The sequence below is a fragment of the Streptomyces sp. NPDC059452 genome, from assembly GCF_042750035.1.
Taxonomy (GTDB): Bacteria; Actinomycetota; Actinomycetes; order Streptomycetales; family Streptomycetaceae; genus Streptomyces.
Window position 1 is genome coordinate 1 of record NZ_JBHYVE010000016.1, and the last position, 20,043, is coordinate 20,043.

Annotated in this window: 23 protein-coding genes and 2 pseudogenes; 10 read left to right on the forward strand and 15 right to left on the reverse strand. The window is 69.0% G+C overall.

Annotated features, from left to right (window positions below):
* Positions 1–148: 148 nt before the first annotated feature.
* Entirely contained in the window at positions 149–421 is a 273-nt protein-coding gene (locus ACFW9Z_RS21275; protein WP_384643080.1) for a hypothetical protein, read from the reverse strand.
* 54 nt (positions 422–475) lie between these two features.
* Positions 476–1,498, reverse strand: coding sequence for a LacI family DNA-binding transcriptional regulator (locus tag ACFW9Z_RS21280; RefSeq protein WP_384643083.1), 1,023 nt, complete (start codon positions 1,496–1,498; stop codon positions 476–478).
* Positions 1,499–1,652: 154 nt separating this feature from the next.
* Between ACFW9Z_RS21280 and ACFW9Z_RS21285 the strand changes: the two are divergent.
* A pseudogene (locus tag ACFW9Z_RS21285) lies at positions 1,653–1,850 on the forward strand (type II toxin-antitoxin system PemK/MazF family toxin); the annotation flags it as partial.
* 104 nt (positions 1,851–1,954) lie between these two features.
* Here ACFW9Z_RS21285 and ACFW9Z_RS21290 read toward each other — a convergent pair.
* Positions 1,955–2,200, reverse strand: a complete 246-nt coding sequence (locus ACFW9Z_RS21290; protein WP_384643086.1) for a GntR family transcriptional regulator — start codon at positions 2,198–2,200, stop codon at positions 1,955–1,957.
* Between the two features lie 601 nt (positions 2,201–2,801).
* Here ACFW9Z_RS21290 and ACFW9Z_RS21295 point away from each other — a divergent pair.
* From ACFW9Z_RS21295 to ACFW9Z_RS21310, 4 genes are all read left to right on the forward strand, one after another.
* Positions 2,802–3,473: a sigma factor-like helix-turn-helix DNA-binding protein gene (locus tag ACFW9Z_RS21295; protein WP_384643089.1), complete on the forward strand. Its 672-nt coding sequence runs from the start codon at positions 2,802–2,804 to the stop codon at positions 3,471–3,473.
* A 362-nt stretch (positions 3,474–3,835) separates the two neighbouring features.
* Complete coding sequence (locus tag ACFW9Z_RS21300) at positions 3,836–4,327, forward strand: hypothetical protein (protein ID WP_384643092.1); 492 nt, start codon at positions 3,836–3,838, stop codon at positions 4,325–4,327.
* Positions 4,328–4,369: 42 nt separating this feature from the next.
* A complete protein-coding gene (locus ACFW9Z_RS21305) occupies positions 4,370–4,591 on the forward strand; it encodes a hypothetical protein (RefSeq protein ID WP_384643095.1) in 222 nt (73 codons plus the stop codon).
* Between the two features lies 1 nt (position 4,592).
* Positions 4,593–4,916: a hypothetical protein gene (locus tag ACFW9Z_RS21310; RefSeq protein WP_384643098.1), complete on the forward strand. Its 324-nt coding sequence runs from the start codon at positions 4,593–4,595 to the stop codon at positions 4,914–4,916.
* A 287-nt stretch (positions 4,917–5,203) separates the two neighbouring features.
* On the opposite strand, the gene ACFW9Z_RS21315 is transcribed toward ACFW9Z_RS21310, so the two are convergent.
* The 10 genes from ACFW9Z_RS21315 to ACFW9Z_RS21360 form a co-directional block, all read right to left on the reverse strand.
* Positions 5,204–6,415, reverse strand: coding sequence for a tyrosine-type recombinase/integrase (locus tag ACFW9Z_RS21315; protein ID WP_384643101.1), 1,212 nt, complete (start codon positions 6,413–6,415; stop codon positions 5,204–5,206).
* 77 nt (positions 6,416–6,492) lie between these two features.
* A complete protein-coding gene (locus ACFW9Z_RS21320; protein ID WP_384643104.1) occupies positions 6,493–7,053 on the reverse strand; it encodes a hypothetical protein in 561 nt (186 codons plus the stop codon).
* Positions 7,054–7,131: 78 nt separating this feature from the next.
* Positions 7,132–7,611, reverse strand: coding sequence for a hypothetical protein (locus tag ACFW9Z_RS21325; RefSeq protein WP_384643107.1), 480 nt, complete (start codon positions 7,609–7,611; stop codon positions 7,132–7,134).
* Positions 7,612–7,753: 142 nt separating this feature from the next.
* Positions 7,754–8,098, reverse strand: a complete 345-nt coding sequence (locus ACFW9Z_RS21330; protein WP_384643110.1) for an HNH endonuclease signature motif containing protein — start codon at positions 8,096–8,098, stop codon at positions 7,754–7,756.
* A 166-nt stretch (positions 8,099–8,264) separates the two neighbouring features.
* A complete protein-coding gene (locus tag ACFW9Z_RS21335) occupies positions 8,265–8,564 on the reverse strand; it encodes a hypothetical protein (RefSeq protein ID WP_384643113.1) in 300 nt (99 codons plus the stop codon).
* Positions 8,557–8,943 (reverse strand): hypothetical protein, encoded by a 387-nt coding sequence (locus ACFW9Z_RS21340; RefSeq protein ID WP_384643116.1) that lies wholly within the window; start codon positions 8,941–8,943, stop codon positions 8,557–8,559. The genes ACFW9Z_RS21335 and ACFW9Z_RS21340 overlap by 8 nt, the downstream gene beginning before the upstream one ends.
* Before the next feature lie 137 nt (positions 8,944–9,080).
* A complete protein-coding gene (locus tag ACFW9Z_RS21345) occupies positions 9,081–9,254 on the reverse strand; it encodes a hypothetical protein (protein WP_384643119.1) in 174 nt (57 codons plus the stop codon).
* Between the two features lie 12 nt (positions 9,255–9,266).
* Positions 9,267–11,003 carry a hypothetical protein gene (locus tag ACFW9Z_RS21350; RefSeq protein ID WP_384643122.1) on the reverse strand — a complete coding sequence of 579 codons (1,737 nt, stop codon included), beginning with the start codon at positions 11,001–11,003 and terminating at the stop codon, positions 9,267–9,269.
* Positions 11,000–11,905 carry a bifunctional DNA primase/polymerase gene (locus ACFW9Z_RS21355; RefSeq protein WP_384643125.1) on the reverse strand — a complete coding sequence of 302 codons (906 nt, stop codon included), beginning with the start codon at positions 11,903–11,905 and terminating at the stop codon, positions 11,000–11,002. The genes ACFW9Z_RS21350 and ACFW9Z_RS21355 overlap by 4 nt, the downstream gene beginning before the upstream one ends.
* Positions 11,906–12,016: 111 nt before the next feature.
* Positions 12,017–12,229 carry a hypothetical protein gene (locus ACFW9Z_RS21360; RefSeq protein ID WP_384643128.1) on the reverse strand — a complete coding sequence of 71 codons (213 nt, stop codon included), beginning with the start codon at positions 12,227–12,229 and terminating at the stop codon, positions 12,017–12,019.
* 804 nt (positions 12,230–13,033) lie between these two features.
* Between ACFW9Z_RS21360 and ACFW9Z_RS21365 the strand changes: the two are divergent.
* The 5 genes and pseudogenes from ACFW9Z_RS21365 to egtD form a co-directional block, all read left to right on the forward strand.
* A pseudogene (locus ACFW9Z_RS21365) lies at positions 13,034–13,327 on the forward strand (type II toxin-antitoxin system PemK/MazF family toxin); the annotation flags it as partial.
* A gap of 168 nt (positions 13,328–13,495) precedes the next feature.
* The gene (gene egtA / locus ACFW9Z_RS21370; protein WP_384643131.1) at positions 13,496–14,845 is read left to right on the forward strand and encodes an ergothioneine biosynthesis glutamate--cysteine ligase EgtA; all 1,350 of its coding nucleotides are present in this window, start codon (positions 13,496–13,498) and stop codon (positions 14,843–14,845) included.
* Positions 14,842–16,284: an ergothioneine biosynthesis protein EgtB gene (gene egtB / locus ACFW9Z_RS21375; RefSeq protein ID WP_384643134.1), complete on the forward strand. Its 1,443-nt coding sequence runs from the start codon at positions 14,842–14,844 to the stop codon at positions 16,282–16,284. The genes egtA and egtB overlap by 4 nt, the downstream gene beginning before the upstream one ends.
* Positions 16,284–17,039, forward strand: coding sequence for an ergothioneine biosynthesis protein EgtC (egtC, locus tag ACFW9Z_RS21380; protein WP_384643137.1), 756 nt, complete (start codon positions 16,284–16,286; stop codon positions 17,037–17,039). Before egtB ends, egtC begins: the two co-directional genes overlap by 1 nt.
* Positions 17,036–17,998, forward strand: a complete 963-nt coding sequence (gene egtD / locus ACFW9Z_RS21385; protein WP_384643140.1) for an L-histidine N(alpha)-methyltransferase — start codon at positions 17,036–17,038, stop codon at positions 17,996–17,998. Before egtC ends, egtD begins: the two co-directional genes overlap by 4 nt.
* Here egtD and ACFW9Z_RS21390 read toward each other — a convergent pair.
* Complete coding sequence (locus ACFW9Z_RS21390) at positions 17,941–18,876, reverse strand: lysophospholipid acyltransferase family protein (RefSeq protein ID WP_384643552.1); 936 nt, start codon at positions 18,874–18,876, stop codon at positions 17,941–17,943. The genes egtD and ACFW9Z_RS21390 overlap by 58 nt on opposite strands.
* Before the next feature lie 44 nt (positions 18,877–18,920).
* On the reverse strand, positions 18,921–19,763 hold the full coding sequence (locus tag ACFW9Z_RS21395; RefSeq protein ID WP_384643556.1) for a GNAT family N-acetyltransferase: 843 nt from the start codon (positions 19,761–19,763) through the stop codon (positions 18,921–18,923).
* Positions 19,764–20,043 lie beyond the last annotated feature (280 nt).

Sequence of the window (20,043 nt, forward strand, 5' to 3'; positions counted from 1 at the left end):
GGGGGGGGGGGCTGGCGAGGCGGGACCACCGGCCCCGCCCGGGCCCGCCCCCGGCGCGGCCCCCCCCCGGGCCGCCGCCAACCCGCCCCCCCCCCGGGGGGGCCCGCTGGCCCGGGGCCTCTTCGTCATGCGCGGCCGGGGCCCTTCGTCATGCCCGGGGGTTGCTCCCGTCCCCCCGCGCGACCTGCACCGACATCCCCGGGTCCAGTTCCTCGCCGTCGATCAGCACCGCCTCCACCGTGCGGGTCTCCGGGTCGATGTCCGCCTCCATGCCCTCGCCCGTGTACCGGGGGTAGCCGGAGGCCCCCGTCTCGCCGGTGGCGGACACGACCGCCGAGCGGATCGGCCGTCCGGGGGCTCCGGTCCGCGTCCTGCTGTGGTCGGGGATCAGGAGGAGTTCGTAATTCTGCGGATGGCTCATGGTCCCGACGCTAGACATCCGCCGTACGCCGCGCATGTCGTCGCGCCGGGCCGGTCAGCTGGACTCGCGGTGTACGGCGCTGGTGCGCAGGAGGTCGTGGTGGACGGGGGCGCTGCCCGGGTGGTGGACGAGCCGGTCGATCGTCTCGGCCAGCGGGTGCTCCATCGCGAGCTCCATCCGGACCGTGGAGAGTCGGGGCCGCAGCAGCCTGCCGAGCAGCAGGTCGTCCGCTCCGACGACCGCCGTGTCGCCGGGTATCTCCACGCCCGCGTCCTGGAGGGCCCTCATCAGCAGCATGGCGTACTCGTCGTTGTACGCGAACACCGCGTCGAGCCCCAGCTCCCGCCAGCCGCCCGCCAGCTCCGCCGCGGACTCCTCCTCGTACCGGAGCGGGAGCGGCAGGACCTGGGCCCCGGCCGTCCCGGCGGCCTGCCGGGCCCCGGCGAGGCGGGGTTCGGAGAACGGGGCGAGTCCCGGCTCACGGGGCATCACCACCCCGATACGGCGGCGGCCGCGCGCCAGCAGGTGCCCGACCGCTCCGGCGCCGACCCGCCGCTGGTCCATGACCAGACCGTGCGCGCCCTCCACCGGCTCCGGCCCGAGCGTGATCACCGCCTTGGCGCCGGAGCGGGTGAGGACGCCCGTGCCGTGCGGGGTGAGCGTGATGCCCGGCGGTACGACGACGGCGACGGGCCGCAGTTCGGCCCAGGCCCTGACCGCCTCCTCGGCGTCGAGACCGGCGCTGCCGTACTGGACGACGGTGTAGTCCAGACGGCGCAGTCCCGCCTGGAGCTCCTGGAAGAAGCGCTGGTGCAGCGGGCCCGCCGGTATGTGGCCGGAGGGCAGCAGGACCAGGCGGCTGTGTCCGGCGCGCAGGCTGCGGGCGGCCGCGTGCGGGACGTAACCGAGCTGCGTCGCGGCCTCCCTGACGCGGTGCCGGGTGGGTTCGCTGATCCGGACGGTGGCGTTGTTGTTCAGGACGTACGACACGGTGGCCCGGGACACTCCGGCGAGGCGCGCGACATCGGCGCTGGTCGGGACGGAGACCTCGGTGGGCTGCTTGGGTAACTGGCTCATGGCGTCCGGCAGTCTTCCAGATCCCCCGGACGGGTCCTCGACCCGGGGCGCCGGTCCGGCACCCGGCGGGCGGGCCGGGCGGATCGCCTCGCCGTGCCCCTCGTTCGGCGGACCCGCTCCCGGGATCGGACCGGGCAGGTCCTACGGTGTTGCGATGACGTTCCACCACAGCGCACAGCGCACCGACAGCCCGCCCGTCGCCCCCGGCAGCACCGGGCCGACCGCCACCGTCCAGGCCGATCCGCACAAGGTGGGCCCGGTCCGCACCTCGTACGCCCCCGACCGCGACGGCACCCCCGACCCGGGCGAGATCGTCTGGACCTGGGTGCCGTTCGAGGAGACGGGAAGGCGCGCCGACGTTTCCGCAGGTAGCGCCCACAAACTGCGAATCGCAGTGAACGGATCCCCGGCGGAACCCCGGATTGAGGCCGGATTCCGAGGGTCCACAGCCCGCATCTAGATGACGAATGTGCCCTTGCCACGGACCGTCTGCACAAGGCCGCGCTCTCGCAGTTCACGCACGGCTCTGGACGCGGTCATTCTGGCGATGTTGTACCGAGCCACCATGTCCAGTTCGCCGGGCAGGCGGTCCCCCGGCCCGAGCTCGCCTGTGCTGATCCGCCGGGCGATGTCGTCAGCCACGGCCATGTACACCAGCTCCGGGCCGCGCCGCTCCAGGTTCCGGATCTCCTCCTCGCTCATGGTCGCCACATAACCACCTGCTGACCTGCGAAGACACTCGGAGGCCCCCACAGGTGCCTGCACATGTCTATAGTGCCCTACATGCATCAGAGCCGCCCCCGCCGCATGTGCCTCGACTGCCAGACGCTCACCGAGACCCCGGTCCTGCTGTACGCCATCGAGCGCCAATCGGGTCCAGCGTTCCCGGTCTACGCCTGTCCAGACTGCGCCCCAGCCCGCATCTCCTATGACTCCGCCCTCGCCCTGCTCTTCAACCACACCACCGCTTGCCCGGACTGCACTCCCCTGGACTCCTGTCCACAGGGCTGGGCTCTCAGCCGGGTTGTCGGCCGCTGCCTCCGCCGCGTCCGTCCCACGGCCGCCCCCGACAGCCCGCCGCCCAATTCTTTGGGGTCATAGGCGAGCCCGTAGGCGTCTGTGAGGCCCCGGGATGAGCGGCTCCGAGTTCGCTCGTTACGCGCCCATACGCTGATTCCGGTGAACGTATCCCGCTTTCAGGGCGAATTGGGCGCAGCCGGTGACGCCGTTACTACCGGCCTCACAATTGCAGATCGAGCGATTACCAAAAGAGGTAGCCTTTCGGGGACGAAAGGAGGCCCACATGGCAATCCCCAAGCGCATAAGCGCCAAGCGCGCGGAAGAGGCTCGACAGTGCTACGAACTCGACCTGGCTGGATTCTCTCAGCGCCAGATTGCGGAGAAAGTCGGCATCTCGCAGACCACCGTGCACAACCGAATTCACGAGCACATCCAGAATCGCGTCCATCGCAAGGCCGACGAGTGGCGAGACCGTCAGCTGGACGACCTGATGGTGATGCGTCGGAAGCTCGTGAAGTCGATCGAGTCCGGCGACATCAAGGCCATCGGCCAGGCCGTCCGCATCTGGGAGCGGATATCCAAGCTGTGCGGCCTCGATTCCGCGACCCTCTTCAAGATGGAGGCACAAGTCGTGTCCAAGGAATCCGACGCCAACGATGCGCAGCGCCTCATGGACCAGTTCTTCGGAGCCAACCCCGCCGAGCAGCGCCGCCCCGTCATCAAGGGCGAGGTCATCACCACCAACGGCCACACCCGGCCACGTCGCAAGTCCGCGCCGCCCAAGCCCCTCGCCTACGCCACGCCGGAGCCCGACGAGTTCGCGGCCGAGCCGGACGCTCTGGAGGAATTCGACATCGAGCCCGCCGAGCCCGAGCCCGCACCTCGGCCACGGCGTAAGCGTGGACAGCCCATCCCCAACCCGGCAGCGCAATTCCTGCGGGACAGCGACGACTAGGCGGACACTATCCGCGTAGCGAACACCCGCGAGGTAACCTTCAAGTGTCATCCGCTGCGTAGCGGATACCGACAGCGCACAGCAGCCCGAGGAATCCCCGTAGCCAGATGGGCAAAGGGAAATCCAGACAGCTGAGTCGGAGCCCCATAGACCGAGCAGGACAACGCCGAATGGCGACCCTGGAGAAGTCTGGATAATCGAATACGCTACACATCATGCGTTGTCACGCTTATGGCGAGACGCGCACCGCAACAAGTGCCGAATGTCGCTGACGAGCGACGGTGGCGGAACAGCCCGAGTGGGCGACTTGGACGGCAACGAAGACTTGTCCATGCAATTGCCCTATGCCCAGGAGGCTTCCAGTGGCTGTTTCCAAGATCAAGATGTCCAATGCCCGCCGCGCTCTGATCGAGGCGGGAATGTCCAGGACGATGGCGCGCGGTGCACTGCGCCTTCTGGACCTGAGCGAGCCCCTCAAGCCGCAGATCGTGGCGCTCGCCGAGGAAGACCCCGAGCTGTTCGGCCTGGACGCCGACGGCAACCCGCTCCCGGACGACGACGACGCCGAGGACGAGCGCCCCATGACGGTCCGAGAGGCCACAAACGCCCGGCTCCGGGGCACGGCGCACCTCAAGGGGACGACCTTCCGCCGCCCGGCTCAGCCGCGCCCCTCCACGGCCAGCAAGGCCGCTCAGGAGGCCGCCGCGCACCTGACCAGCAACCATCGCGAGACGCCGCCCCCGGTGCGCAAGTACATCGAGCCCGTCCGCGACCTCAACGCCGGAGCCAAGCAGTTCAACCGCGAGCGCCCCAGCTCCGCCGACGCTCTCGCCAACCGGCTGCGCGGCAACTGACCGCCCAACACCCCATCCCCGCCACACAGTTAGGACACACCCATGGCCGCTGTAACCCTGGAGACGACCGAGCTGGAAACGCTCGTCACCGCCGCTCTCCGCAACCCCACCGTCGGCATGTCGCTGCTCAACGAGCTCCGCGTCAAGAACAACGGCGAGCCCGCCCGGCTCCCGGCCAACTACGGCCCCGGCGACCTGTCCGTCGTCCACGACTCCGCCTGGCGCGCGGCCCTGTCCGGCCTCACCGCCGACCTGGCGGTCTGACATGAGCGACATGTCGTACCGCGAGTTCGTCAAGGGCCTGAGCAACGAGACCTCCAACGTCAAGGTGCGCGTGCACGGCCGCGACTACGTGGAGCAGACCGCCAACGACCAGGTGCACAAGGTCCTCGCCGAGGCCACGGCGCAGGCGGTCCAGAGCCTCATCTGCGACGCCGTGGAGCAGGCGCTGGACCTCTCCTGGAAGGCGCACGGCGGCGAGACGCCGTTCCGCGAGTGGTTCGAGCCGGTGCGAGAGCGAGCCGCCGACGGCGACCCCTTCTCGACGGTGAACCTGTTCATCGCGCAGTACCTCAACCTCGACGTCTGACCCACAGACCGGGGCGCGGCCTTCTGACGGGTTCGCCGCGCCCCTCCCTTCTGGACCGTTCTCGTTGTCTGGGCTTCCTCCCGGACGCAAGGTGAGACCAACACCTCTCCTGCGAGAACGTCCAACGCAACAGCCCCAGAACAGCCGGATGTGCTCACATCGGTTCTGGGGCTGTTGTGCGTTCTGGAGTCGGTTACGCCGGTGATAGCGGCGTAACCCTCGGAATCACAGGGAGCCCGCGTAAGCGCTCCGCGCGGCTCGGTCGGACGAAGTCACCGACCCTGGGTCTACGAGTCGCCTACGGCCCCACGGAGCGCCGTTACGGATGCGCCCGCGCCGAGGGTCTGTCCGGCCCCGGACAAGAAGGCGTCGATCGCGCTCATCTTCCCTGTGTTGTCCTGTCGGAAGAGGTGGATGTACACCTTCTCCGTGACCGAGATGGACGAGTGCCCGAGCCACTTCGAGATGTCGTAGACGGTGACCTCGCCACCAACAGCCGCCATGATGCTCGCGTACGTGTGGCGAAGGTCGTGCCAGCGGAGTGCAGTCGGCAGGCCGGCAACACCAGACCGCACAGCCGGGCGGAAGTAGCGCTTGCAGAAGTTGTTGATGTCGAAGGTGCGGGTCCAGTCCACCTCTCCGCCCTGGCCCGTGTTCCTGGACCCCGGCCACAACGGCGCGTCGGGGTTGTGCCCGTCGGGATGGGCCGCGAGCCACTCCGTCAGCTCCGCCCGGAGGAAGCCCACCAGCGGCACGTTGCGGACGGACTTGACGGACTTGGGCGCGGTGAACTTCCACTCGCCACCCTTGCCCCGGCGGACTGTGCGGCGCACCTGGACCTCTCCGTGCAACATGTCGATGTCCCGCACGCGGAGCGCTGCCTGCTCGCCCGCCCGGAGACCGGTGTAGGCGGCCATCCGAATCAGCAGGCCGAACCACTCTTCCTTCTGGGACAACAGACCGGCCAGAGACTCCACCTGAACCGGCGTCAGGAAATGCCGCTTCTCCACGATCTCCGAGTTGTCCTTGGGCAGCGCCACGCCCGTGCACGGGTTCACCACAAGCCATTCATGGCGAATTGCATACTTGGCGGCCTTGTTCAGCACATTGTAGATAGTGCGAACTGTGCCGGGGGCCACGTTCTTGGCGAGCTTGGCAATCCACTTTTCGATATCCCGCGCCCGGAGAGAGCCAATTCGGCGCTGTCCAAAGGCGGGGGTGATGTGATTCTTGAGGATGGACCGCTGACCCTCGGTTGTGCGCGCCTTGAGCCGGGCCGCGTCGGCTGCGATGCACGCTTCCACGACCTGCGTAACGGTCCGCTTCTCCACGCGCCACAGCGTCGAGCGGCCTTGCGCTAGCTCGTCCTCAATCCGGTGCTTCTCCTTCTCAGCCTCTTTGAACGTGGTGCACGTTGTCTGGCAGTCCCGACCGCCATCCGTCCAACGCACCTCCCATGCAGATCCGCCCTTGCGCGCGACCTCGCGTATGCCTGCCATGTGTTGACTCCTGAAACGTGGGCCAGGCCCGGTGACGGTTGCGTTAGAACCGTCACCGGGCCGAGCGGGGATGTGGACTAGAAGAGGGCGGACCAGAGACCGGCGATGCCGTCGTTGCCGAGGACGACCCACAGCGCCGCGCACCAGAACAGGCAGAGCGGGGTGGCGATGGACACGAACTCGCGCTCAGCCGTGGCGCGGGTCCAGCGCTTGAAGCGGTCCCACCGGGTGGGCTTCCGGCGGCTCCACGCCGTCCCGATCTCAGGTGAAGCCGATTCGGCTTGACCGGCGCTGACCTGCGGGAACCCGGCGAGCTCGGCCAGGAGGAGCGTGGACAGCTCCTCGCCGGTCGGGTCGGGGTTGGTGGTGTCGATGTGCTCGTACCCGGCGAAGTTGCGGGCCGGGCGGACCCACGAGGCCCACAGCTGGCCGTCGCCCTCTTCGAGGATCTCGGTCCAGGTGCCACGGATCCGGCCGGTCGGCTGGACGGGTTCCATCGTCAGAGCCTCAACGCGGCCCACGAGCTGCTCGATGGAGATGCCGTCCAGGAGCCGAACTCCGCACACGGTGCAGGTCGTCTGGAACGGGTCCTTCGAGGAGACGTGCGGCGGGCAGAGCGGGACACGGGTAGGGTTCATGGTGTAACTCCGTTTCCTGGCGGATTTCGGGGTTCTGGTTGGTGAAGAGGGCCGAGCTACCACTCGGCCCTCTTCGCGTTACTTGGACTCGGTGGCCTTGGCCGGAGCCGCCGTCTTCCGCGTACGGGCTCGCGGGGTCCGCGCCTTGGCCGGGGCCTGAGCCGCCTTCGCGGGCTCGGCAGGCGTGGGCGTAGCGGCCTTACGGGTGCGGCGCGCGGGCTTCTCCGGGGCTGCCGTCTCGACTGCCGGCGAATCCGTTGCGGTCTCCTTGGCCAGCTCGGCCTGGAGCTTCGCCAACTGCGCCTCCAGACGAGCCTTCTTCTCGGCGGCCTGCTTCTTGCGCTTGGCCTCGGCTGCGGCCTTCTTCGCGGCCAGCGCCTTCTGGTTGTCGTCCGACGCCTGGAACTCCATGCGGAAGATGCAGGCGAGCTGGACCGACTTGGTGTCGGGGCGGACGCCGGTCTGCTCGTAGATCCACTGCGCAAACCGCTCGTGCAGCTCGGTGGGGACGGCGGCGGCGCGCTCTTCCAGCGACTTCGCGTTCTCGGACTTGCTCATCTGGGGCTCCTCGGCTCGGCGTTGCGTTCTGTTGACGAGGAGAACTTAACCCCCAAATGTCGACATTCCGCTACCCTTCGGGACGATCCGGACATGTATGACCACATGAGACACATGAAATTTCTTTGCACTGGAGGCGAGTTCAGTCGTCGTCCAGCTCCGTCGAGACCCAAACGGAGGTCCGCCAGCGCTCGGCCGCGTCCCTGCGCCGGTTGTTCTCCTCCTGCGTGACCAACTCCAAGTGAGCGGTGTTCACGCACGCCTTGGAGCGGCAGCCGCGCAGATAGACGTGGTCCAGGACCATGTCATCCGGGATGGTCCCGTGGCGCAGCGTCCAGGCCACCCGGTGCGCCAGGACAGACCGGCCCTTGATCTTGAACTGTCCATAGCCACCAGCGAACTTGGAGGCGTTCCACAAGGTGCAGCCGTCGATGTTCGGCGGGTCCACCTTCTCCAGGAACCGGGAGATGTCCTGATCCGTAAGCACAAGCTGGATGCGCGGCGGTGCGGGCTCACCTCCAGCCACTCGCCAGACGGGAACGATCGGACCTGCCGGGCGGCGACGGCGCTTCGGCTTAACGGGCTCGGTGACGCGGGTAGTAACCGCCTCACCTGCAACTCGCTTGCGCCTCCTGAGGATTGGCTTCTTCGACTCAGCCACGGAAGAACTCCAGCTTCGACAGAATTTCGGACAATCCCTTGTCCTGGATGACGAGTACGGGTCGGTTGCGCAGAAGCGTGAGCAGACCGTCAGGGTTGATGAGGATTGCGCCGGATTCGATTCCTTCAGGGTTCACGAGATGACCCGTGTCCCATCCCTCTTTGCCGACCTCCAGGAGAATGCTTTTCCGCTCCTCCTCCGACATCTTCAACGCGTCCTGCACGCTGCCGACGGTGAAGAAGTAGCTATCTCCGGGACCGTCCACGAATTGGAGTTTCTCCGACTCACGCATCGGCCGACTCCGTCCAGAGCGAGGCGGGGACGCGGAGGATCGCGCCTGCACCGGCCACGTTGGAGAAGCACCGCATGTACGCCACGCCCGCGCTCTCGGCCCGCTGGAGCGCCTCCGCCGTGGCGATGACGAAGTAGCAGATGTTCTCTCGCTGCGGGAGGTCGGACGCTGCCTTGTTGTAGGCGTCCTGGACGTCCTTGACGGGGTACTGCACAACCGTCGCCAGAGCCCGCTTCTCGCGGTACAGGATCTGGACGAGCAGCGCCCCGGACTCGGCCTGTGCACGGGCGATGCCGCGCTTCAGGGACTGGCTACCTACGGCCGTCCGCAGTGCACCTTGTGCCCAACTCGGCAGCCTGCTGAAGGTCGGATTCTTCATCTGCAATTCCTCTCGTACTGGTGTTCGATCCCGAGGGCGTACGTTGGCGCGTACGCCCTCGGGGAAGCGGGGTGAGGCCGGGTGCCTCGGGGTGCCGCGTTCGCTCGTTACGCGGGCGGCGGGATCACTTGCCGGGGTCAGAAGCGGCTGAACGACCTGTCTCGATAGTCGAACTCGTCACCGAATTGGTCCCAGCAAGGCTTGCAACACACCTGGTCGATCTCGTCGAACCCAGCCTCATCACCGGGCTCGATGCGATCGCCGCAGCGCTTGCACTTGCTGTGGTAATTGGCGACAAATGATGCACCCATCAGATCTGCTCCTTACTGGCCTTCAAGCTTGAACTGGACTTTGATCGGGTCGGGGATGCTGAGCCCGTGGACTCGGCGGCTGGTCTTGAAGCGCTCCTTCTCCGCGTGTCCGGAGCGCAGCGGACCGAAGTGATAGCCCAACTTCTTGAGTCGGTTGGTGAATTCGCCCTTGGAGTTGCTCGGGATGGCCACCTTGTTCGTGCGGCCCCACTCCAGAGCGATCTTGTGAAGGTGGCTGACGCTGCCCGAGGTGTTGTCGTCGTCGATGACGTGTCCCTCGTTAAGCGCGTCCTGGAGCCACAGCTTCACGGTGTCGCTCTGGTCCCGGTACTTGGCGATGGCGTTGATGACGGATCGCGGGGGCACGATCTTCCGTCCAGCCTTGATGTACATGCGGAGCCCCTCAACAACCCAGACTCCGACGAACTCCATTTCGCCGGGGAAGCCGTTACGCCCGATGATCTTGTCTGCGAGCTGCTCGTCTCGATCAGGATTCGGAATCATGTTGACGCCGTCGGGTCCAGGGATCATGCGGTGGAACGGCACCTTCCATTCCACCAGCATCATGCGCTCCCAGAACGCGGGGTCCTCGACATTCACATGCACAAGGTGATTGGTGGTGACGAGCATCAATCCCTCACTCGTCCATGACTTGTTGCCGCCGATGGCGTGGTTGTCTCGCGTTGAGACCTCGTCACCGCCCGTGTACTGCTTGATGAAACGCACATCTGGCTGCTTCTTCGGGTCCATCTCGGAAACGATGCTCAGCCGCTTGTCTCGCAGCGCCATGCGGTCGGGGTCTCGGCCGCCGTCGCGGTTGTTGCGCTGGACGATGGTGTCTTCCGCGAGAGAGGCCGCATATCCATTGCCGAAGAACGCCTTCATCACGGCCACGAATATGGACTTGCCGGTGTCGCTCATGGCCGAGTACATCATCAGGATGATCTTCTGGTTGCCATCCCCCGACATGGCATAGCCCATGCACATCTGGATGAATGTTCGCTCCGCCCTGGACACGATGTTGGTGCCCATATACCTCGTCCAGAGCGGCCCCTTGGCATCCGGGATGTACGCGTACGGCGAGACTCGGGTGTTCAGGTCCTCCGGGTTGTGCCCCGGCGAGAACTTGCCCGTTCGGGTGTCGATCTCGCCGTTCTGGAAGGCGAACTTCGTGCGAACCTGGTTGAAGTCCTCCGCGCTGGCCGTGGCTCTCCGTCCGAACTGGCGGACAGCAGCGTTGATGCCGGCATCTGTCGCTGTATAGGCCGCGTTCGCCATGAGGTCCTTGACGATGGCGTCTTTGGACTCCGCCTTCAGACGGTCACCAAACCACTTGATGCGCTCGCTCCCACCCTTGGAGAGCCATGCAGACAGCTTCCGAGGGTGTGAGTTGACCGCGTCCATCGCGGACTTGATGGGCTCTGGGTCCTTGCCACCAGTGGTGAGATTCCACTCGTCGTGCATCGGAGCCCCCATAAGGCTCACAGCTTCGGCAAGATCTCGATTGTTGATGTAGTCCCGCAGGACCGTTGCCACCAAGTGCGCCGTTCCGCCGTCGTCCGTGGCCCAGTGGTTCAAGTTCCAGCAGCGCCACTCGGTGTTCTTGATGCGGCGAATCACCTTGCCGAACAGCATCTCCATGCGCTGTCCGTTGGCGATATCCGAGTTCTCCAGAATCGGCTCGTAACTACCGATGTGCGGACCGAACTTGTCCAGTGCCGCCTTGATGGTCGGATCCTGCTCGCTCACTGGTTACCAGCCTCCTTGATCAGTGCAAATCCAGCACCGTCCTTGTCGATCCAGGCTTGCGGCCGATGCCGCGCCGTGCCGATGACGGAAAGTCCTCTGTTGATGGCTGCATGGCCCCGGTCCCGCCCCTGGACCCACTTGTCAACGCCCGAACCGAGAATCTGGCGGATCTCGTCAGCGGTGGTGTCGTGCGGGGCGTACTTGCTGAACTCCAACGCGGCGTTGTTGCAAGGCGTGTCAGCCTCCGAGCCGACGGGCAGCGCGGCGAGGGAGTCGGCCGCCGCTCGGAGCGCCCGTAGGAGCCCAGGGACGGCCCCTAGGCGGATCGGGAGCGGGTCGGTGGGCGCGGGGACCGGGGCGCGCTCCGGGGCTCGTAGCGCGAGCTCTACGCGCGGCGGCAGGAACGGCAGATCGCGAGGCATCGGCGGCAGGTCCAGACGCTCCGGGCTGCTACCGAAGTACCACTCGTACTGCTCACCGGACTTGGGGTGCAGAGACGGCCAGGCCACAGCGAACCGGTGGTGATGCTGGACAATCTCGACGCCCGGTCCTACGGCCTGCTTCAGGCGCTGCTGTCCGCGCGTCCGGTACAGCCGGATTCCGCTCGCTCCGGGGCCGCGCGAGGTGGTGTAGAACGTCGGCGGGAGCTGTCCGTGCTGCATCTGGAGGCGACGCATCGTGCGATCTCCGCCGCGCCCGTCATAAGCGTCAACGTCGATGCCGATGATGCCCCGAGGCAGCCGGAGAGCGAGATTGCATTGCGTGTACAGATGGGCTATCTGCACGCATTCCTCAGCAGTGAGCTGGGCATATCGGCCGGTGATGCCGCCGACGGCCGGTTCCTTGGTGCCGGGGCGGATGGGGATGATTCCATCCCAGCCAGATCGGGCGTAAGTCGTCACACCCTCGAAGTACGGGCGCGGGGTATAGTTGGGCGTAGCACTCGGCAACGTGCTTTCTCCTCTCGCAAGTGTTCCTTGAAAGGCTCCGGTTGTGGCGACCGGGGCCTTTCGTCATTTCTGGAGTGCGGTGGCCTTGGGTGCCTCCGGGAGGTCCAGGCCCCAGTCTGTGCGCGCGAGTTCGTAGAGAACTTCGCGCAGGACCGTGCTTACCGAGACGTTGCGTTCCTGGGCACGCGCCCTGAACTCCGCCGCCACTTCTTCATCGACATTCGTGCGAAGTGTCGGCATGGCGCGGATGCCCTGTGAGGGACGACCAATTGCCATGAGTTTGCCTTCCGTTCCGGGTCGGTTGACCTGTCCGCTTCAAGTATGCCTTACGAGCTGCGAATGCCGCTGTTCGGAGCGCAGTGCGGAAGAATGGGAGTATTCGCAATGTCGAGATTCAGGCAATAGCGAGATGTGAATGTCGAGATAAAAGGCGTCTGAAGCGAGCAAGCGAGCTTCAAAAAGCGAGCTTGAAGCTGGCTCTACCTGCGGAAGCTTGCAAAGCGAGCAGAGTCCGACAACCCCCTCCCTATAAGAGGCTCCTACTGCGAGGAGAAGCCCTTAGGAGAGAGAACCTTCTTTTTGATCGCTTTGCTCGCTTCAGAGAGAGAAGAGAAGAAGAAGTAGCAGGTAGAAGGCTGTTTATGGCGAAGCGAGCTCGACCCGGCTGCGCGCTTTGTGCTCGCTTCGGTGGTCGCTTCACAGCGCGCTTCGGCCATCCGGCATAGGCCGATTGCCGGGATCTGCGCAGGTCAGGGTGTGTGCACTGTCTGCGGATGTGTACTCGATATTGGTAATCGGACATGAGAAAGCCCCTTGGAATCGCAGCGGAGCGCCAGGAGCCATGAGCATCCCGGCGAACTGACTGCGCCTCCTTGGGGCGTCTGGTGTCCACATTAGCTGAGGGGGCGAATCGCGCTCCGGCTCCCCGGTAGTTCCCCGCCTGCGGCCCTGCCGCGAACGCCCTGGTAGGACGGGGTCGGTTGGTGAAACCCCGACGAACCCCGTCTCCTGATTCCCATCTCGACATGGGCGAACGGGCAGGTCAGAGGGGGCTCGGCGGCCACCGGGGAATCACGCCTTGCGTTCGAGGAGAACGACGGGCGCGGCAAGGACCGGCCGGTTCTCGTCGTCGCCCGCGAGGCGGCGGGCACCCTGCTCGCCGTCCAGCTCTCCAGCAAGCAGCACGACATGGACCACGAGTGGGTGGCGCTGGGGGCCGGTCCGTGGGACAGCTCCGGACGGCCGTCCTGGGTCGACCTGGACCGGGTGCTGCGGGTCCACGAGGACGGGATGCGGCGCGAGGCGTGCGCGCTGGACCGGGAGCGGTTCGATTCCGTCACCGGGCGGCTGCGGGAGCGGTACGGCTGGAGCTGAGTACGGCTCGCCGCCGCGCCGCGTCCGTCGCATGCTGGTCGCAGGAGCGGTACGGGCCGTGCGAAGCGGTGCGGCGGCGACCGCTTTTCCGGTGACTCGGGGGCACTCTTGTGCGATCCCGGGGTACGGGTTTGGGTGGTAGGTACGCAACTGAGAAGGAGGCGCCTCATGTCCTCGGACACACCCGGCGGCCCCGGCCCACGCCCGGAATCCGACCCTCTCGACGAGGGTGCGGCGCAGGATTTACTGCGCGGCATATGTTTCAAGACAGGCCCCCCTCGCATCGTGGGGGTGGAACTCGAATGGCTCATCCATGACCGGGAACGTCCCGCCGTCCCGGTCGCCCAGGAGCGGCTGGACAGCGCGGTCGCGGCCCTCCGGGAGCTCCCCCTGAGCGCCGCGCTGACGTTCGAGCCGGGCGGGCAGGTGGAGCTCAGCTCGCAGCCCGCCGGTTCCCTGATGGAGTGCATCGAGACCACCTCGGCGGATGTGGCCGCCCTGCGCGGTTCGCTCGGCCGGGCCGGGCTCGCGCCGGTCGGGCTCGGCGTGGACCCCTGGCAGACGCCGTACCGCAGGCTGCGCGAGCCGCGTTACGACGCGATGGAGGCGGCGCTCGACCGGGCGGGCCCGGCCGGGCGGGCGATGATGTGCACCTCCGCCTCCGTCCAGGTCTGCCTGGACGCGGGCGAGGAGGAGCCGGGGCCGCTCGGCTACGGGAGGCGCTGGCAGCTCACCCATCTGCTCGGTGCCGTCCTGGTGGCCGCGTTCGCCAACTCCCCGTACCGGCAGGGGCGCCGGACCGGCTGGAAGTCCACCCGGCAGGCCCTGTGGGCCGATCTCGACCCCGTACGGACGCTCGCGCCGGGCGGCGCGCTCCCGCCGCGCGAGGCCTGGGCCGCGCATGTCCTGGACACGCCCGTGATGTGCGTGCGCCGCGAGGAGGGCCCCTGGGACGTGCCCGAGGGCCTCACCTTCCGGGAGTGGATCCGCACGGGTGCGCCCCGGCCGCCGGTCCGGGCCGATCTCGACTACCACATCACCACCCTCTTCCCACCGGTCCGGCCGCGCGGACACCTCGAACTGCGCATGATCGACGCGCAGAGCGGCGCGGACGGGTGGCTGGTGCCGCTCGCCGTCGCCACCGCCCTGTTCGACGACCCGGAGGCCGCCGAGAGCGTGTACCGCGCTGTGAAGCCCCTGGCCGAGTCGGCGGGTTCCGCCGCCGCGCCGCGCAACCCGCTCTGGACGACGGCCGCCCGCGAGGGCCTGGCCGATCCGGAGCTGCGGGCGGCGGCCACCGTCTGCTTCGCCACGGCGCTGACGGCGCTGGAGCGGATGGGGGCGAGTAAGGCCGTACGGGAGACGGTGGCGGCCTTCAACGACCGGTACGTGCTCCGGGGCCGATGTCCGGCCGACGACCTGCCCGAACCGGGCGCCCTCACCGATCCGACCCTGCTGACCGGCCCCGCGGACGCGCCGCCCGCACCGCCGCACCCGGGAAGGGTGACCTCGGCATGACCGACGACCGCACCACCTCCGCCACCGACTCCTCCTCCGCCGCCTCCGCCACTACATCCGCGACCACCACGGACGGCTTCCCCCCGGCCTCCCCGACCCCCTCGGTCCACCCAGTCCCCTCAGTCCCCTCACTCCACGACCCCGAGGCGCTGCGCCGCCGCGCCCTCGACGCGCTGCTGAGGGCCCGGGCCCGCACCGCGACCCTGACCGACAGTGTGGACGACGGTGAACTCACCGCCCGGCACTCCCCCTTGATGTCCCCGCTCGTCTGGGACCTGGCCCATATCGGCAACCAGGAGGAGCAGTGGCTGCTCCGCGCCGTGGGCGGCCGACAGCCACTGCGCCCCGAGATCGACGGGCTGTACGACGCGTTCGAGCACCCCCGAGCCGCCCGCCCCTCACTGCCGCTGCTGGCCCCCGCCGAGGCCCGGACGTACGCCTCCGATGTACGGGGCCGGGCCCTGGACATCCTGGAGGGCGCCCCGCTGCACGAGGGCGGACGGCCGCTGGAGCGGGCCGGGTTCGCCTTCGGGATGGTCGCCCAGCACGAACAGCAGCACGACGAGACGATGCTGATCACCCATCAGCTGCGATCCGGTCCGGCCGCACTGACCGCTCCCGCGCCGCCCGCGCCCACGGACGCCCACACACTGCCCGCCGAAGTCCTCGTCCCCGGCGGCCCGTTCACCATGGGCACCTCCGCCGAGCCGTGGGCGCTGGACAACGAACGGCCCGCGCATCAGCGGGAGGTGGCGGCATTCCATCTGGACACCGCACCCGTCACCTGCGGGGCGTACCAGCGGTTCATCGAGGACGGCGGATACACCGACCCCCGCTGGTGGGCGCCCGAGGGCTGGGCCATGGTCCGCGAACACGGCCTGACCGCACCGCTGTTCTGGCACCGGGACGCCGGGCAGTGGCTGCGCCGCAGGTTCGGGGTGACCGAGCCGGTGCCGGAGGACGAGCCGGTGCTGCACGTCAGCTGGTACGAGGCGGACGCGTACGCCCGCTGGGCCGGGCGGCGGCTGCCCACCGAGAGCGAGTGGGAGAAGGCCGCCCGCCACGATCCGGCCACCGGGCGTTCGCTGCGCTACCCCTGGGGCGACACGGACCCGACACCCGAGCAGGCCAATCTGGGCCAGCGCCATCTGCGTCCGGCGCGGGCCGGTGCGTATCCGGCGGGCCGGGCGCCGTCCGGCGCGGGCCAGCTGATCGGCGATGTGTGGGAGTGGACGTCGAGCGACTTCCTGCCCTATCCGGGCTTCGTGGCGTTCCCCTACCGGGAGTACTCCGAGGTCTTCTTCGGTCCGGGCCACAAGGTGCTGCGCGGCGGTTCGTTCGCCGTGGACCAGGTCGCCTGCCGGGGTACGTTCCGCAACTGGGACCTGCCGGTGCGGCGGCAGATCTTCTCCGGGTTCCGTACCGCGAGGGACGCCTGATGTGCCGTCATATCGCCTATGTGGGCGATCCGGTGGCTCTGGGGACGGTCCTGGCCGCGCCGCCGCACTCCCTGGTGCGGCAGTCCTGGGCGCCGCGCCTCCAGCGGTACGGCACGGTCAACGCGGACGGCTTCGGCGTCGGCTGGTACGCGGACGGCGACCCGGTCCCCGGCCGCTACCGGCGCCCGGGGCCGATCTGGCACGACCAGACCTTCACCGATCTGGCCCGGGTGGTGCGCAGCCGCGCGCTGCTCGCCGCCGTACGGGACGCCACCGAGGCGGGTGCGGACGGGGAGGCCGCGGCCGCGCCGTACGCAGCCGGGCGGCTGCTGTTCAGCCACAACGGCGCGGTGCCGGGCTGGCCCGCGTCCCTGGCGGGGCCGGCCGCCGCCCTGCCCGCCGAGGAGCTGCTGTCGCTGGCCGCGCGCAACGACTCGGCGCTGGTGTGGGCGATGGTCCTGCACCGCGTGGCGGCCGGGGACGACATACCGACGGCGGTCGCGGAGACCGTCCGGGAGGTCTCGGAGGCCGCGCCCGGCTCCCGGCTCAACCTGCTGGTCACGGACGGGTCCGCCATCGTGGCCACCACCTGGGGCGATACCCTCTGGTACCTGCATGACCCGGGCCGCTCGACCGCGGTGGCCTCGGAACCGTACGACGACGATCCCCGCTGGCGCGAGGTCCCCGACCGCACCCTGCTGGTCGCGACCGCCACGGACGTCACCCCCACACCGCTCAAGGAGCCCGTCGCGTGAGCCCATTCCTGCTGACCCGCACCCTGCCGGAGGACGCGACGGACGCGGCGCTGCGCGCGGACGTCCTGAGCGGTCTGACCCGGCACCCGAAGACGCTGCCGCCCAAGTGGTTCTACGACGCGCGCGGCAGCGAGCTGTTCGAGGAGATCACCCGGCTGCCGGAGTACTACCCGACCCGCGCGGAGCGGGAGATCCTGGAGGAGCGCTCCGAGGAGATCGCCGCCGTCTCCGGGGCCCGGACCGTGATCGAGCTGGGCTCGGGCTCCTCCGAGAAGACCCGCCATCTGCTGGACGCCCTACCCGGTCTGCACAGCTATGTACCGGTGGACGTGAGCGAGAGCGCGCTCACGGGGGCGGCCGAATCGCTGATCGCCGAGCATCCCGGGCTCTCCGTGCACGCCCTGATCGCCGACTTCACCGGAGGCCTCGCCCTGCCCGGCACACCGGGGCCCCGGCTCGTGGTGTTCCTGGGCGGCACCATCGGCAACCTGCTCCCCGAGGAGCGGGCGACCTTCCTGCACTCGGTGCGCTCGCTGCTGTCCCCCGGCGACGCGCTGCTGCTCGGCACGGACCTGGTGAAGGACGAGAAGACGCTGGTCGCGGCGTACGACGACGCGTCGGGCGTGACAGCGGCCTTCAACAAGAACGTGCTCAGCGTCATCAACCGGGAGCTGGGCGCCGACTTCCCGCTCGACGACTTCGAGCATGTCGCGGTGTGGGACCCGGAGCAGCGGCGGATCGAGATGCGGCTGCGCGCCCGCCGGGCGCTGAGCGTGAAGATCCGGGAGCTGGACCTGGTGGTGCCGTTCGAGGCCGGTGAGGAGCTGCGTACGGAGGTGTCGTCGAAGTTCCGTCAGGAGGACGTGCGCGCGGAGCTGGCCGGGGCCGGGCTCCGGCTCGCTCAGTGGTGGACGGACGCGGCGGGGCGCTTCGCCCTGTCGCTGGCCACGGCGGTCTGAGCCGCCGCGGGCGAAGGGACCGCCCGGGGAGCCGTCGTCGCTCGGCCCGTGCCGAGGACGGCGGCTCTCGCGGTCCGGGCCAGAGCACGGCGGCCCGGCTCACCGCTCGCGGAGAGGGCCGTGAAGTCGGCGGCCCGGAGCGGGGCGAGAACCTCGACCTCGGCGGTGAGCCCGGCCGCCCGCACCACCCGCCACAGGGAGGCGGCGAGCGGGTCGTCCCCGACGAACGCCACGGCTCCCGGCGCGCGGTAGGTGATACGGACCGGCCGTACGGAGACCTCCGCGTCGATCGCCGCCTGGAACACGGCGGGCCGGAACACCCCGCCGCTCCCCCGCCCGCACCAGGTGCTCCCCTCGGGGAACGCCACGACGCGGGAGCCCGAGCGCAGGGCCGCGGCGACGGTGCCCACGGCATCCGGCAGCGCGCGCAGCCGGTCCCGTTCGATGAAGAGCGTGCCGCCGAGTGCGGCGAGCCGCCCCAGCAGCGGCCACCGGCCGACCTCGCTCTTGGCCAGCATCCGGCCGGGCAGGACCGAGGCGACGAGCGGGATGTCCAGCCAGGAGATGTGGTTGGCCACGACGAGTTCGCCACCGGTGCCTTCGGCGTACGGATGCACCCGGACCGTCACCCGTACGCCGAACGCACGCGGTACGCCGTACGCCCAGCGCCGTACCAGCCACGCGCGCGGGGCCTGCGGGAGCAGCCGGACGGGCGGGGCGCACGCCACTCCCAGCAGCGTCCACAGACAGCCCGCCAGCAGCCGGAGAGCGGCGGGGAGCGGGGCCCGGACCGCTCCGGTGTGCCGGGCACAGCTCTGCGGGGTACAGGGGGCGACGGGCAGCCAGGCACTGCTGCCCACGTCACGGGGGCCGCTCATGCCTGCGGTACGGGGGCTGCTCACGCCCACGGTACGGGGGCCGCTCATGCCTGCGGTACGAGGGAGAGGAAGTGGCGCAGGTAGCGCGGGTCGGTGCGGCGCAGCGAGAGCAGGACGTACAGGTCGGCGACGTTGAACTCGGGGTCGTACGCCGGGGCTCCGCAGACCCAGGCGCCGAGCCGCAGATAGCCGCGGAGCAGGGGCGGCAGGTCCGCGCGGGAGCCGGGGCCCGCGTCGGGGTGCGCGGAGGCGTCCCAGAGGCGGTGCGGGGTGACCCAGTGCTCCTCGGGCGCCAGGTGCGCGGTGCGTACGGTGTTCCAGCTGCGGGCGGCCAGCGTGCCGCCGTCGGCCAGCGGCAGGGAGCAGCAACCCGCGAGCCAGGTGTGGCCCGAGCGCTGCATGTAGCGGGCGAGGCCGGCCCAGACGAGGGCGATGACGGCGCCGTCGCGGTGGGCGGGGTGGACGCAGGAGCGGCCGACCTCGACGAGGTCGTGGCGGATGGGGGCGAGGCGGGTGAGGTCGAACTCGCTCTCCGCGTAGAGCCGCCCCGCTATCCGGGCGCGGTCGGGCGGCAGCAGGCGGTAGGTGGCGACGACCTCGTCCGTGGCGGTCTCGCGGACCAGGAGGTGGTCGCAGTACGCGTCGAACGCGTCGCTGTCGAGGCCGGGTTCGGGCCCTTCGAGGCGGGCCCCGAGCTCACCGGCGAAGACCTGGTGGCGCAGGCGCTGGGCGGCGCGTACGTCCTCCTGGCCGGTGGCGAGGGAGACCCGGTAGGCCGACGGCTCGGGGGATCCGGCGGCGGACGGGGGCGGGGCGGCGGGGAGCGTGGTGGGCGGGAGCGGAGTGGCGGGGAGCGAGGCGGGCGGGGCGGTGGGCAGCACGGTCATGGCGGTCTCCGATGACGGATCGGCGAAGGCGGCTGCCGGTCCGTCGCGGGGTGCGACGGCCCGGCCCCTTACTTCTTCCGTCACCGGCTGGATTCGAGGTGACCGCTGTGGAGCACGCGGATGTGCGACGGCTGAATCCCCAGGGACGAGGCCCCACAGGGATCAGCTGCCGCACCGGCCACCGGATCCGCTGCCGGTTCCGCTGCCGCACCAGCCACAGGATCAGCTCCGCACCGACGGGAGACGATCTCCGGATCAGCTACGGATCAGCTCCGAACCG